The sequence below is a fragment of the Methylocystis sp. IM3 genome (assembly GCF_038070105.1).
In the GTDB taxonomy this organism is placed as follows: domain Bacteria; phylum Pseudomonadota; class Alphaproteobacteria; order Rhizobiales; family Beijerinckiaceae; genus Methylocystis.
The window spans coordinates 342740-356689 of sequence record NZ_JBBPBZ010000002.1; the positions used below are offsets into that span (position 1 = coordinate 342740).

Annotated in this window: 15 protein-coding genes; 10 read left to right on the plus strand and 5 right to left on the minus strand. The window is 58.3% G+C overall.

Annotated elements, in window-relative coordinates; genetic code table 11:
• The first annotated feature begins 9 nt into the window (after positions 1-9).
• Positions 10-474 carry an NUDIX domain-containing protein gene (locus tag WOC76_RS03405; protein ID WP_341103879.1) on the plus strand — a complete coding sequence of 155 codons (465 nt, stop codon included), beginning with the start codon at positions 10-12 and terminating at the stop codon, positions 472-474.
• A 9-nt stretch (positions 475-483) separates the two neighbouring features.
• Here the strand turns inward: WOC76_RS03405 and WOC76_RS03410 are convergent, their stop codons facing one another.
• On the minus strand, positions 484-684 hold the full coding sequence (locus WOC76_RS03410) for a hypothetical protein (protein ID WP_341103877.1): 201 nt from the start codon (positions 682-684) through the stop codon (positions 484-486).
• Positions 685-843: 159 nt separating this feature from the next.
• Between WOC76_RS03410 and WOC76_RS03415 the strand changes: the two genes are divergently transcribed.
• Complete coding sequence (locus WOC76_RS03415; RefSeq protein ID WP_341103876.1) at positions 844-1878, plus strand: helix-turn-helix domain-containing protein; 1035 nt, start codon at positions 844-846, stop codon at positions 1876-1878.
• A 128-nt stretch (positions 1879-2006) separates the two neighbouring features.
• Positions 2007-2387, plus strand: a complete 381-nt coding sequence (locus WOC76_RS03420; RefSeq protein WP_341103875.1) for an HU family DNA-binding protein — start codon at positions 2007-2009, stop codon at positions 2385-2387.
• A 466-nt stretch (positions 2388-2853) separates the two neighbouring features.
• On the opposite strand, the gene WOC76_RS03425 is transcribed toward WOC76_RS03420, so the two are convergent.
• Positions 2854-3363, minus strand: coding sequence for a GNAT family N-acetyltransferase (locus WOC76_RS03425; protein ID WP_341103874.1), 510 nt, complete (start codon positions 3361-3363; stop codon positions 2854-2856).
• Entirely contained in the window at positions 3360-3512 is a 153-nt protein-coding gene (locus WOC76_RS03430; protein WP_341103872.1) for a hypothetical protein, read from the minus strand. The genes WOC76_RS03425 and WOC76_RS03430 overlap by 4 nt, the downstream gene beginning before the upstream one ends.
• A gap of 80 nt (positions 3513-3592) precedes the next feature.
• Here WOC76_RS03430 and WOC76_RS03435 point away from each other — a divergent pair, with 80 nt between their 5' ends.
• A complete protein-coding gene (locus tag WOC76_RS03435; RefSeq protein ID WP_341431269.1) occupies positions 3593-4405 on the plus strand; it encodes an aspartyl protease family protein in 813 nt (270 codons plus the stop codon).
• An 85-nt stretch (positions 4406-4490) separates the two neighbouring features.
• Positions 4491-4979 (plus strand): CDP-archaeol synthase, encoded by a 489-nt coding sequence (locus tag WOC76_RS03440; RefSeq protein ID WP_341103870.1) that lies wholly within the window; start codon positions 4491-4493, stop codon positions 4977-4979.
• Here the strand turns inward: WOC76_RS03440 and WOC76_RS03445 are convergent.
• The gene (locus WOC76_RS03445; protein ID WP_341103869.1) at positions 4973-5950 is read right to left on the minus strand and encodes a metallophosphoesterase; all 978 of its coding nucleotides are present in this window, start codon (positions 5948-5950) and stop codon (positions 4973-4975) included. The genes WOC76_RS03440 and WOC76_RS03445 overlap by 7 nt on opposite strands.
• Before the next feature lie 334 nt (positions 5951-6284).
• Here WOC76_RS03445 and WOC76_RS03450 point away from each other — a divergent pair, with 334 nt between their 5' ends.
• The 5 genes from WOC76_RS03450 (at position 6285) to WOC76_RS03470 (ending at position 13525) form a co-directional block, all read left to right on the plus strand.
• Positions 6285-6635 (plus strand): STAS domain-containing protein, encoded by a 351-nt coding sequence (locus tag WOC76_RS03450; protein ID WP_341103868.1) that lies wholly within the window; start codon positions 6285-6287, stop codon positions 6633-6635.
• 24 nt (positions 6636-6659) lie between these two features.
• Positions 6660-7070: an ATP-binding protein gene (locus tag WOC76_RS03455; protein WP_341103867.1), complete on the plus strand. Its 411-nt coding sequence runs from the start codon at positions 6660-6662 to the stop codon at positions 7068-7070.
• A 34-nt stretch (positions 7071-7104) separates the two neighbouring features.
• Complete coding sequence (locus WOC76_RS03460) at positions 7105-10434, plus strand: NAD-glutamate dehydrogenase domain-containing protein (protein WP_341431270.1); 3330 nt, start codon at positions 7105-7107, stop codon at positions 10432-10434.
• Between the two features lie 2 nt (positions 10435-10436).
• Positions 10437-13013: a PAS domain S-box protein gene (locus tag WOC76_RS03465; RefSeq protein WP_341103864.1), complete on the plus strand. Its 2577-nt coding sequence runs from the start codon at positions 10437-10439 to the stop codon at positions 13011-13013.
• 89 nt (positions 13014-13102) lie between these two features.
• A complete protein-coding gene (locus WOC76_RS03470) occupies positions 13103-13525 on the plus strand; it encodes a universal stress protein (protein WP_341431546.1) in 423 nt (140 codons plus the stop codon).
• Between the two features lie 16 nt (positions 13526-13541).
• Here WOC76_RS03470 and WOC76_RS03475 read toward each other — a convergent pair whose 3' ends face one another.
• Entirely contained in the window at positions 13542-13949 is a 408-nt protein-coding gene (locus WOC76_RS03475) for a cytochrome C oxidase subunit IV family protein (protein WP_341431271.1), read from the minus strand.
• Position 13950: the final 1 nt, after the last annotated feature.

The following is a 13950-nucleotide window of genomic DNA, read 5'->3' on the forward strand; positions in this document are numbered from 1 at the left end:
GCTCGAGCGATGGCGAAGCGTAGCGCCGGCGTCCTGCTGTACCGTCTCAGGGCGGGAGTGCCCGAGGTGCTGCTGGCGCATCCGGGCGGGCCGTTCTGGGCGAGAAAGGACGAGGGCGCCTGGTCCATCCCCAAGGGCGAGATCGACGAGGGGGAGTGCGCCGAAGAGGCGGCGCGGCGCGAGTTTTTCGAAGAGACCGGCTTTTCCCTCAAAGGCGAGCTGACCGCGCTCGGGGAGTTCAGGCAGCCCAGCGGCAAGCGCGTTCTCGCCTACGCCCTCGAGGGCGACGTGGATCCCTCGGAACTCTCCAGCAACTTCTGCCAGATCGAATGGCCGCCCAAGACCGGCCGCCTGATCGACATTCCCGAGATCGACCGTGCGGCCTGGTTCTCCCTGCCGGAAGCGATGGGCAAAATCGTCAAAGGCCAGCGGGGCGCGCTGGAGGCGTTGGCGCGCAGGCTGGAAATCCGCTGAACGGCCGCGCTACCGGGTTGGTTCTGGCCAGACCCTCGGCGGACGCGGGGTCCAGCACTCCTGCCCGCGGTGGCATTCCGCCCCCGTGAAGCGGTTGCGGTGGAAATAGGGGGACGCCGCGGGCTCGTAGCGATTGGTCCAGGCCGCGAAGGCGAGGGCGATCCCGATGAGCGCCAGAACGGCGTTACGCCAAACCCGAGGCCGAGGCATGGCCATTCTCCCTGTTCCGAGCGGCTCAGAAGCCATCTGGCGCGCACAGGCCTGAAGCAAAGCGTCGCCGCGCCCGCCAACTGTTGCGCTCAAGTCAGTGGACCGCTACCATATGGTCAAGACAGAGCTTCGCCGAGAGCCTCTACGGAAACCGAAAAAGTGGACGAGCTGACATTCCTGACGGATCAGGCGGGAGCGCCGGCGCTCCTGAATTCCCGGCGGCCGCGCCTCTACCGGCTGAAGGGCGGCGCGCTGCATCTGGCGCGCGCCTGTCTGGCGTTCGGATGCGGCGTCTCCATTCAGGAGATTCGGTTGCTCGGCGGGGGGCTCAGAATCGACGGGCGGATCGCCGCCGGCGCGCTCAAGATCGTCTTCGTGAAGGCGGAGGAGATTCGGCTTCTCGGCGCTCGCGTCAGCGGAGAGGCCGTGGCCCTCGCCTGCGGCGGCGGCGCCCTGCACCTCGCGGCGAATCTTCCCGCCTCCGCATTGAGCATTCACTTCAGCCCTGCAGCCGTGCAGCGCATCGTCGCGCAAGCGACGACGCCCGAGCTGCGGCGGCGTTTGGAGGCTCCTCTCGATTTCGAACCGCTGCTTTCTTGCGTCACGCCGAGCGCCCGCGCGCTCGAGAAGAGCGCGCGGCGCCTGCTCGCGGGGGGCGAATCTGGGGAAGAAAACTTGGCCCGCCGGCCGCCGCCGCCCGAGTGGGACGCGATGGTCGGGCTGAGCGCCGATCTGCTCCGTGAAGCCGACGCGGTCGGCCGCACGCCGGCGCCGCGGGGCGCGAGACGCCGGCGCAGGCTGGCGCTCACGATCGAAAATCTTCTCTGGGAGGCGCCGCACGCCGGCGAATCGCGCCGGCTCTCCCTCGAGGACGCCGCCCGCCGGCTGAGGTGCTCCCGGCGCAGCATCCAGCTCGCCGTGCAGGAGGAGTTCGGCCTCGGCTTTGTCGAGCTCAAGCGCGCCATCCGCCTGCACCAGGTCCACGCCGCCCTGCGACGGGAGCGATGCGGCCCATACGGCGTCGGCCGCATCGCAAAAGCGCACGAGTTCAATCACCTGGGGAGATTCGCCGGACATTACCGGGAGATGTTCGGCGTCCTGCCGTCCGTCGATCTTCCCGGCGGCGCGGGCTCGCGGGCGGGCGCCATGGCTTGCCCGAAGGAGCAAGCCCATATGGGCGGGGGCTTATGCTAAAGCTTCACTTTACGCAAAATGGATAAGGACAGGCCTGAATTTACTGAGGTATCCTTCCATTCGGGCAGGCAGGGTTCGGCGCAGGCGCCATTCTTGAGGATGGGGCGCTGCAAACAGGGTGGACGTCGATGCTGGATGATGTGCAACAGGTCTATGGCCGCCTGCATTATGCTCCGAGGGAGTATGAAAAGCCGTCGGACCGACACACGGTCACCAGGCGGGAGCTCGCGCGATCGCTTTTCGTGGCGTGCGACCGGCTCGCGCACCGGCAGGCTGCGGCTCTTGTGGATCAGGTTCTGGAGGAAATCTTCGAAACTCTCGTCAGCGGGGAGAGCGTGACCCTCTGCAATTTCGGCAAGTTCGTGATCGTCGAAAAGAAGGAGAGAAAGGGCCGCAACCCCCGAACAGGCGATTTCGCCCTCGTAAAGCCGCGCAAGGTCGTGAGTTTCCGGGCTTCGAAATATCTGAAGGCGGCGGTCTCGGAAGGCAATCCGACAGACGAGCTCTGATCGGCCGCCGCTCGGCTGGCTGGCTTTGGCGCCAGCCGACTGGGGAACGTTTCGGAGCGTCATGCGTTAACAAGATGTTTCCAAGCATGCTGAAGCTTGGCGGCGCGTCAGGGGGACGAAATGGCCTATATTGTAAACAGTCCCGGAAATCGCTTTTCTCCGAGAGCGATCTCCCATCGGGCGATGGCGGCCACCTTTCTCGCTTCAATTGGGCTTTGTCTGATTGCGCTCTTCGAGACAGGACATCCGTTCCTGGCGCTATGGGTCGGCTTGTCCGTTTTTGGCTGGCTGTTTGTCGCGGGGGCGGCCTCTGCCTCGGATACGGCGCGCGATTGAGCGAAAGAGCCGCGGCTTTCGGCGCGCAGCTCATGGACGTCGCCTCCATTCCAGAACGCCGCGCCATTCCGCTTCGGTTGCTGGGTGCATTCCCTTTGCGCGGGATTTCCTCGGAGGCTGCGCCGGACTTTCAAATGATTTTTTTCATGTAGACGGCGGCCGCTCCATACTTTGCCAATTGAACTGAGAGGGCGTCGCTACGAAAGCAATCGAAGCCCCGCCGGCGCCATAAGGGCTCTGTTCCATACATGGAGACCAAAGCGAGAGACGGAAGTCGCTCGCGCTTCGCAATGTCGGTCAATTGCTCGATCAAGGTCGCGGTCGCCCCGCGGCCTCTCCTTTCCGCGGCAATCGCCACGTCGTGCAGGAAGAGGCAATCCGGCGCGTCGGGGAGCTGATCCAAGAAAGCGTCGAGCGACGGAATGTCGTTGTCCACCCATGGGTGGGAGATCGCATATCCGAGGAGGCCGCCGCCTCCCTCGAAGGCGAAACAGCCGTCAGGAAAAAGATCGAGCTTCTCCTCGAACACTTCCGCCCGCTCGCGAGCGTCAGGATGCATTTCATCGGCGAGACGGACGAGCGCAGGAAGGTCGGATGGCCGCAAATGTCGCCAGGAGGGCGCCTCTTGCCGTTTTTTCAAATCAATTTCCAGGGTTTCCCGCTCGAATGCAGCGGATGGACACTACGCTTGGCGATCTCGGGCTTGCGGTGGGCCACAAGGCCGTTAAGAGTCGCATTCGAGACGATGAAGCTCGCGCCCGCCGCCATTGCAACCAGAGACGAGATCATTGAAACGCCTCGCCTTTCTCCTCTTTATCTTTGCGGCCCCATCCCTTGCGCACGGCGCTGGCAGTCCTTCGACCGTCACGATGACGCTCGCGTCAGGGGGGTATGACGGTGGCCGCATCTATGTCCCAGTCCGCTTCGGTAATGTCATGGGCAAAATGCGGCTCGATACCGGCGCCTCGACCAGCCGTATTACACTTGCGCCCTGGAATAAGGATTTGCCGGTCCTGGGTCAAAGCGATTCGACAGGCGCTTTCGGTAGGGTGACCCGCTGCGACGACGTGGAAGCGAAAAACGTCGAGCTGGCGGCCACGCAGGGGAACAACGTCGGCAGAGCCGGATATGAGGTCACGCGCTGCGCCGCGAGCGATGGCGACGACCTTCTCGGACTCGATTTCTTCAAGGGAGCCCGGTTCACGCTGGATTTCGATCACAGCCAAATGGTCTTTTTCAGCGATACACGGCCCGACTGGCGGCCGGTCCCCTTCCAGCCGCTGGGGCCAGAAAAGCGCCTTCTCGGGATCCCGTTACGGATCGGAAGCGCGACAACTCTCGGCCTGCTCGATACCGGCGCCGAGATATCCGCCGTCGATCAGCGTTTCATCGATCATCATAAAGCCCTCTTCACACCCGTCAAAGGGAAGACCAGAGCAAGCGAGGCCAGCGGCGGCGGCCTTGTGTCGCGGCTCTACAAGATCAGGACGCTCGATCTTGGAGACGGACATGTTTTGCACGGGGTCTATGCGCTCGCTTATGATTTCGGCGCCCTGCGCGAAGCGATTGGCCCTCGGGCGTCCGTCGTGCTGGGCTACAACGTCCTCAGCCGGTTCAACTGGGAGCTCGATTTCACCAAGCCCGCTCAGGCAAGCTGGGTCGCGCGCCCAAGAAAGCCGTAACCTGCCGGGGCCTCCCCGTAGGCGCCGTCTTCACGGAGCCCGGCGCCCGCCAGGCTGGGAGCGTGATCCTTTCGGAGAGCCTCGCATGAATCTCATCGCCATCGGGCAGGTGCTGTTTCTTCTGGGCGTCGCCAATGGCGCGCCGGTTCTGGCGAAGTGGCTCATTGGCGGCCGCTTCGATTGGCCGATCGACGGCTCCGCGCGCCTCTCGGACGGACGCGCGCTCTTCGGTTCCTCAAAGACCTATCGCGGCGTGGCCACCAGCCTTCTGGCCACGATGGCGGCGGCTGAACTGGCGCGGCTGAGCTGGGTCTTTGGCGCGATCGTCGCGGCGCTCTCCATGGCCGGAGATCTTCTTTCGAGTTTCGCCAAACGGCGCTGCGGGGCAGCCCCCAGCGACCAGATGCTCGGCGTCGACCAGATACCGGAAGCCATTCTGCCCGCTCTGTTCGCCGCCTGGGCGATGGGGCTTTCGATCTTGGATGTTCTGGTCGTCGTCGTCCTTTTCTTCATTGCGGAGCTCGTCGGCTCGCGCCTGCTCTTTGCGCTCAAGATCAAGGATCGACCCTATTGAGCGGGCGACGTTTCAGCGCGCAAGAGACGGTGCAATGTTATCTCCGGCGGGCAATTGAAACGGACGGGCACGATCGATGAGCCGGCGCCGACGCTCGTGTAGCCGGCCATGCCACAGAATTCCCAGGCGCCGCGGCCCATGCGCCGGGGAATGGCGGCGTCCAGCGTCACCGGAATGCCTCCTGGAAGGCAAATTTGACCGCCGTGCGTATGCCCGCAGAGCATGAGCTTGAAGCCGGCATGCGCCGCCTGCCTGTAGATCTCCGGCGTGTGTGACAGCAGGATGGAAAAACAACTTTCCGGAATATCCGCCGCCGCCTTCTCGATATTGTCGACGCGAAAAAAGTGAGCGTCATCTACGCCGGCAAGATAAATTCTCTGGCCCTCGTGTTCGAGTATAGCCTGCTCGTTGAGCAAAAGCTTGACGCCCATCTGCTCCATGTCCGGCGTCATCAAAATGGTGTCGTGATTGCCGAGCACGGCATAGACATCGGTCCTGATTGCCTCGCGAATGCGGGCCAATCCTTTGAGGCAGGGCCGAAAATCCCCGAAGGTCTGGCCGCGATAGTCTCCCGTCCAGACACAAAGATCGTAATCGAGCGCTTCGATCAGACGCGTCATATTGGCCATGGCGCGAGAGTTCATGTCGCAATGGAGATCGGTCAGGTGGAGAATTGTGTAGCCATCGAAACGATCGGGAAGGCAGTCGGCCACGACGTCGTGCGTCAGGACGCGGACCTTGCCGGCGTTGTGCCGGCCAATCCAGTACATGCCGCTCAGGCGCAGAACGGCCTCGATGATCGCGTTGGAGAAAGGCAGATTCTCCATGTGGAGCAGGGTCAGACCCTGCCCGAAGGCCTGGGCCTCATGCTCTCTTTCAATCCCGATGCGCTGTCTCGCATGCACGGGACCAAGCCGCGCGTCGAGCCTTCTCCTGATTTCGTCACAGTCCAGAAAACGTGTTGAATTCATGTGTCAAGCGGGTGAGTGCGAATGGATCCATTCTCATTCTACCCCGATCGAACGGCAAAGTTCACCCCCGACAGCTGGTCAATGCGCCAGTCCGCCTCGAAATCACCCTTGAGCTCCCTCCGAGCTTCCGCCGATGGTGCGGAGACTTGCTCGCCCGCCGACAGATTGGGCGCTCCCGACGCGGACAGGCGAAGAGGCGAATGGCTGAGAGATGATGGCCCGCGCATGCGCGCAGTCCCGGCCTGTAGATCGCGCCCGCATTGACGTCGCCGGAGAGCGTTCTAGCTAAACGCTTACCCTGCAATCAAACCAATCGGCTTCGATCGGCCCCGTCATGCACATCGAAACCCAGACGCAGAGCGGCCAGGTTGTCATCGCCGTAAAGGAAGAACGCCTCGACGCGCATAATTCAAACGAGCTGAAAGACCGCATCCTGCGTATCCTGGAGGAAGGCGGCCGTCGCCTCGTCGTCGATCTCAGCGACGTCAAATTCATCGACAGCTCGGGCTTGGGCGCGCTCCTTTCGGGCTACAAGAATGCGAACCAGCGGTCGGGAGCATTCATTCTTTCCGGCCTGCAGCCACGTGTGCGCTCCATGTTCGAGCTTACCCGGCTGAACCGCGTTTTTGAGATCTATCCGCGCTTGCAGGAAGCAATCAGCAGCGGCTCTCCCATTGTCACGTAGCGGTCCCCAATGTCCGAGACGAGCATGAACGTTGACATCGTCGTTCCAAATCAGACGCGCTATTTGCGATTGATCGGCAACATTGCGGAACAGATTGCCAAAGAACTCGAGACGAAAGACTACGACCCGGATACGCTCGCCTATCACCTCAACCTCGTCCTCACCGAGGCAGTCGCCAACGCTATTGAATACGGCGGCGACAAACGGCCGGACAACACCGTGAAAGTCTGTCTGTCGATCGAGGACAGGGAGCTACGGATCGAGGTCTATGACCATGGGCAGGGTTTTGACATTTCGAACCTGCCCACGCCGGACCTTGATCAGCTCAGTGAACGCGGACGCGGAATATTTTTCATCAGAAACCTCATGGACTCGGTCGCCTATCGCATGAGCGAAGAGGGCAACGTCCTCGAAATGCGCAAGACGCTGAAATGAAAGCCCCGCTGGGCGGCGAGGGGAAGCGTTCCGAATGGATCGGGAAGCCTATTTTCGCAAATTTCTGAGACGAGCGGCGCAACGGTTGCGCATCGCCGCCGATCCTCCGCGTCTCACAGATGTGCAGTTTCCACTCCATTACCACGACGCCACTTCCACTCACCGCGCCGCGCGAGATCTGCTGTTGCTGAGCCTCGCAACAGATACAGGCGACGCCGCCGATTTGACGAGAGACCGCATTGTGGCAAGCCAATCAAGAGCTTATGACTTCCGAATTTGCAGTCTGCAAATGCATCCTCTGGACAGACTCATACCGCTCTTGCACAATTTGGGCTTGATTGTTCTCGATCAGATGCAGTTTATAATCGCCGTAAAGGGAGAGCCACGATTCCTGCGTAGTTTCCGCGTGATTTTTTCCGTAGAAAACTCGCCGCCCACCAACAAGAAAAGCGTTCTCGCTGCATTCGTCGCGCTTCTGCATGGAGACGTAGAGGACGACTCTCTCAACCAGCTCATCGTTCGCGTAGGGTTTGGCTGGAGAGACGTCGATCTCTTGCGCGCTTACTGCAACTATTATTTGCAGCTTGGCGGACGCTTCGGTCGATCCCGTCTGTACCAGGCGCTCCTCAGTGAGACGGCCGTCACCAAAATTCTGTTCTCTTATTTCGAAGCTCGCTTTCGCCCCGACGATACAGAAGAGCGTTCGCTCGACGCTCTCGCTGAAATTCGCCAACGCATTTCTGATGCTTTCGACACAGTATCTGACGTCAGCGACGATCGCATCCTTCGTGATCTCTTCAACATCATTGATGCTACCCTTCGAACCAATTTCTATTTGGAAGACAAGAGCTCGCATAGAAACACGATCGCGCTCAAGATCGACAGCATGGGAGTGATCAGTGCGCCGACGCCGAAACCTGCCATCGAAATCTATGTGCATTCTCCCTTGCTGGAAGGCGTGCACCTGCGCGGCGCCAAGGTGGCTCGCGGGGGCATTCGCTGGTCCGACCGTGCGCATGACCTGCGCACAGAAATACTCGATCTGATGCAGACGCAGATGATCAAGAATGCGTTGATTGTGCCGCAAGGCGCCAAAGGCGGATTTGTCATCAAGCAGTCCGGCTCCGATTCTCTGGAGCGGGAGGCCAAGGGGAGAGAGGCTTATCGCGACTTCATAAATTCTCTTCTTACACTGACAGATAATCCCCAAACCACTGGCGGGGATCGCGCTCCCGGCGTGGTCGCCTATGACGATTACGATCCCTATCTCGTTGTCGCGGCGGACAAAGGCACGGCGACATGGTCCGATCTCGCAAATCAATTATCGGAGTCGCACTGCTTCTGGCTTGGGGATGCCTTTGCCACCGGCGGGTCGAACGGCTTCCATCATAAGCGTCTGGGCATCACAGCGCGGGGAGCTTGGGTCTGCGTGCGCCGTCATTTCCGCGAACTCGACCACGACCTTGAAAAGGAGCCAATCACCGTCGTCGGCGTGGGTTCCATGGATGGCGACGTTTTCGGTAACGGCATGCTCGAATCGAATAATATCCGGTTGGTCGGCGCATTCAGCGGCGACCACATTTTCATCGATCCAGAGCCGGATCCTGCGATCTCCTACGCCGAGCGGCGGCGCCTTTTTCAAATGCCCCGTTCGAGCTGGCAGGACTATGATAAGGAGACGATCTCCCAAGGCGGCGGAGTGTATCGGCGAGATGAAAAGGACATCGAACTCAGTCCCCAGGCCCGGTCACTGCTGCAGGCGCGGAACCGCTTGATTGACGGGGAGGCGTTGATCCGGCTGCTGCTCACGGCGCCAGTCGATCTCCTCTGGATGGGTGGAATAGGGACTTATGTCAAAGCGAGTTTCGAAACAGACGAAAGCGTCGGCGACAGGGCGAACGACGGTGCGCGCGTCAACGCCAATCAGCTGCGTGCAAAAGTGGTTGGAGAGGGCGCCAACCTTGCCTTCACGCGTCGCGGGCGCGTCGAATACTCGCTGAAGGGAGGGAAAATCAACAGCGATGCGGTCGACAACTCAGCTGGCGTAGATCTCTCCGATCACGAAGTGAACCTTAAGATTGCTCTGCATCAATCGTCTCTACGCTCAACGAGCCTCACGACGGAGCAGGCGCGCCGGCTGCTGGCGGACATGACCAAAGACGTATGTGCCGCCGTTCTGGAGGATAGTTATAACCAGAGCCTGTGTTTGTCACTCGATCAGCGACGCGCCTCGATTGATGTCGAGAGCTTTATGAACATCGCTGACCGCTTCGAGGCCGCAGGTATTCTAAACCGGGAGAACGACGCATTTCCATCTCGCAAGGATATTCTCTCGAGGACCGAGAGCGGTCTCACGAGGCCAGAGCTGGCTCTGCTGATGGCCAATGCGAAATTATCGATGAAACGCGCGCTTCTGGACGAGCCGCATATACTCGAGCCGGAATGGGTCAAAAACTGTCTCATCCAATATTTTCCAATATCAATGCGATCCTGCTTCCTGGACGAAATCCTGCATCACCCGCTCGCCAAAGAGATCGCGCTAACCGTCATCTCCAATAAGATCATAGACCGAGCAGGCACCCGATTCCTGCTGTTCGATGAAATAGCTGCGCCCCATGTGTTGATCGACGCCGTGAAAACCTACCTGGCTTTCGATGAGATTATGGAGGCGGATAAGTGGCGGCAGGCCGTACGTAATTCAGAAAACAGGATGGCCATAGAGCAAAGCTATGAATATCTTCAGCAAGTTGAAGAAATTCTAGCATACCTGTGTCGATGGGCGCTTCAGCGTGGGCGCAGATTGGAGCCAAGCAAGCAGATCGTTGGAGAGTGGCAGAGGTATCTGCGAGAATATTTCACGGAGTTCCCCCAGATTGTCGAAGCTGCCATTCACGAGGGGGGCGGGCGATTTAAGGAACTTTTCGAGGGACAAATGCGGGCGTTTCCGTTTATGGTCGATCTGGCGCGCGGTTCCGGCAAAAATATCGTTGTAGTCGCTCGAGCCTTTGACGCAGTTGCGAAGCATCTTGGGCTTAGCGAGCTTGGTAGGCTTACAGCTCAAACGAATCCCCGAGATACATGGGAGGCCCTCTTGCAACAGGAGATCGAACAGCGCCTCCGAGCGGCCACAGCGAAGATCACAGCGATGATGCTGCAAATCAACTTCGACGATCCGCGAATCTTTTTCGAAAGTGTTGTGGCAAGTCCGCATCTTGCTCGCCTTGGGCGGTTGCGGCGAGAAGTCATTGAAGCGACCCCAAAAATTGTCGCCCCGATTGCTTTGTTCGTAATTGAGCTCGAGGGCTTCATCGAAGCCATCGAAACCCAAACTTTCCAAGGCGATTCATCTGGAGCTAAGAGTTGAGCTTGGCGGAAAAGTCGCTTGTTCACCTGCTTCTTGAGGCAAGCAGCGACGGAGCTTGCGTTCTGGACGCAGACGGGCGAGTCCAGGCGATGAACGAACTTGCGGAGAAGATGACAGGGTATCAAGAGATCGATCTGCTCGGGCGACCATTTCCGGGAAAGCTGCAAATATCAGCCGATGCGAGTGATAACACTCACCTGTGGAAACACGCGCCCGACCGGCAATGGATAGGCATACGCCTCGAGCTCAGAGACAATAAGGAATTTGACGCCCTTTGCTTTGCCCGTCGACTCGGCCCTAACGCTGCGTCTGGGATATTGATAAAGCTACGTCCGGAGAATCGTCCGGAAGGCATGAACGCCGATCTGGAAGACATGAAAATAAAGCTCGAAGCAATCTTCGGGGGAATGGCGGACGGACTTGTCCTCATTGATGAAAAGGGAACAGTTCAGCTCTTCAGCGCCGGCGCGGAGAGGTTGTTCGGCTTTAGAGCCGAGGAGGTCATTGGCGAAAATGTGAAATGTCTCATGCCGTCTCCGTATCAGGAAAATCATGATGCTTACCTTGCAGCCTATCGCCAGAGTGGAATTCCCAGGATAATCGGCATCGGGCGAGAAGTTTCTGGGAGGCGGAAAGACGGATCGATCTTTCCCATGTATCTATCTGTTGGAGAAGTTTGGCTGCAAGGACGCCGCTATTTTGTCGGGGTCACCCATGACCTGACGCGCGCGAAGATCGTCGAGGGACGACTATGGATGCTGTCCGCAGCCGTGGAGCAAAGCCCCGTCGCGGTCATGATCACAGACAGAGATGGCCGTATAGAATATGTCAATAGTCGTTTTGTTGGACTAACCGGCTATGCCGAGGATGAGTTGATCGGGAAAAATCCTCGCCTTTTGCGATCTGAAACACCCACAAATCAGTATGAACGCCTTTGGGCGACCATAGGAGAAGGTGGAGAGTGGCGAGGTGAAATTCAGGACCGCAAGAAAAATGGCGAGAATTACTGGGCTTTCGAGATAATTACGCCTCTTAGAAACGCCGACGGGGATATTGTTCACTACCTTGCGCTCCAGCAGGACGTGACCGAGCAACGGCACGACAAGGAAGCTCTCGCTCTCAGCGAGGAACGCTTTCGCAAGGTTGCAGAGATGGTCGGCGAGTGGCTTTGGGAGCAGGACGCCAATGGACGTTATATCTATAGCAGCGATGCTGTGCGCGATATACTTGGTATTGATCCCGAGGCGCTCATAGGAAAGACCTACCTTGAGTTATTTGCGGATAAATCCGGTCTAGATACAACGAAAATGCCTGCGCAGCCATTCCATCGGGTGATCAACTGCTATCGTCGCCGCGACGGCGCGTCCGTTTACACGGAGTCGACAGGCGCTCCCATATTTGACCAGCAGGGAGGACTTGTAAAATGGCGTGGAGTCGATCGCGATATAACTGCGCAGAAAAATTTCGAAGACGCTCTCCGTGTGCGAAACAGAGCGATGGAGGCAGTCCGGGTTGGAGTCGTCATATCTGACGCTCGGGATCCTAAACATCCGAATATTTACGTGAACCCCGCGCTTTCAGATATCACCGGGTATTCGCGCGATGAGTTACTCAAGGCAGGGGTTCAGCTATTGTATGGACCCGGCGCCGATTCGAAGGCATTCCCCCAGTTCCGTCGCATCCTCACAGGCGGACAAAGCTATGAAATCACGTTGCAGAATCGACGCAAGAACGGCGAGCTATTTTGGAATGAAATACTGATTTCCCCAGTACCGGACGAATCTGGATTGATCACGCATTATGTGAGCGTTCAGACGGACGTGACAGAAAGGCGGCGAGCCGAACAGAATCGCCGCGACTTGGAAATTGCTAAGCAAATCCAGCTCTCTTTGCTTCCAAGTCGTCCACTGAGAATGCGGCGGGCAGAGGTAGCAGGTTTTTGTCTTCCGGCGACTCATGTCGGAGGAGATTATTTTGATTATTTTGAGAATGCAGACGGCGCGGATCTCGTCATAGCAGATGTCTCAGGACACAATGTCGGAGCGGCTTTGATTATGACGGAGGTCAGGAGCATGGTACGCGCGCGGTGTCGGCAGAGTGCGAGCGCACATCCGAGTGAGATTCTGCACGACCTGAACGAACTGTTGCACGATGATCTTACCAAGGCCGAACTATTCATTACTATGTTTTGCTGCCGATTCGAACCGGAAACGCTCAAGCTCAAATATGCAAACGGGGGGCACAATCCAGCCTTGCTCTTACACGCAGGGAGCTGCGAATGTGCTCAACTGGATGGAGAGGGTCTCGTGATCGGCGCCAAGCGGTCTGTCACTTTCGAAGAAAAAATCGCGCGACTTGAACCGGGCGACAAGCTTCTCTTCTATACGGACGGCGTAACTGAGGCGCAAGACGCGTCGGGGGAGTTCTTCGGGCTAGATCGGTTGTGTGAGAGTTTCCGAAACAACAGATCGCTCGGGCCGGAAGGCGTCATGAAGGCTCTCCTGCGCGACGTGAAGAAGTTTTGCGGCCAAGTGCAGCTGAGCGATGACATCGCTATCGTCGTCGCCGACATAAAATGACAAGGGTTCTTTAGAATGCTCTACGAAATTCGGAACAGATGCTTCTGATTGGAGTTCCTAACAAAGCTGATCAGTTATGGACGTTCGCCATGTTTTCAAAAATTCTCGTTCCACTCGATCTGTCAGAGCCTCAGATGAGCAACTACGCTGTCCGTTACGCGGAGGCTCTTGCAAAAGCTTTTGATGCAGATATAAGGCTGGTAAATGTCCAGTCTCTTGTTCCTTTGCCTTTCCTTGACTACGTCCCCGAAGATTTCGACGAGTCGGTTCGACGTGGCCTAGAGGACGAATTGGCGTCGATTGCCGCTGATATCGACCGGGCGCCCGAGCGGATTTCAACGTCTCTCCTCTTCGGTCCCGTTTACCAGAAGGTTTTGAGCGAAGCTGAAAGCTGGGGAAGCGATGTCGTTTTGCTCTGTTCTCACCGACCCGAGATGGAGCGATTTTTGATCGGCTCGAACGCGAGCGCAATCGTTCGACACGCAAATTGTTCCGTAATTGTCTTGCGTTGACAGACTCTTTCCATAGCTAACCAAAACCGAAGAAAAAAAGTCTGGTGATATTCGTATAGTCCCCCTCGAACGCCATAGTGCCGGCGAAGACCAGGACGGCAAGAGGTGGAATGAGGATTGCGCTGACAAGTGCAAGGCGTTCCCAGGCCATATGCATGAACACGGCGACAATAAGACCCGCCTTCAGCAACATAAAGAGCACAATAAGTCCCCACCGAAGGGGGCCGTGGAAGTCGAGGTAATCGACCATATAGGAGCAGGCGCTCAGAAAAAACAGCAGCACCCACACGAGTAGATAGAGCGCAATCGGGTGCTGTTCACCATGCTTGTCGGCTGGGATATGAGCTTGCCGCTGATCAGACGCCAGCGGATTCTTTATGGCTCGAGCCGCTAAGTTGTTTCTGTATTCGGCATCCGGGGTCATG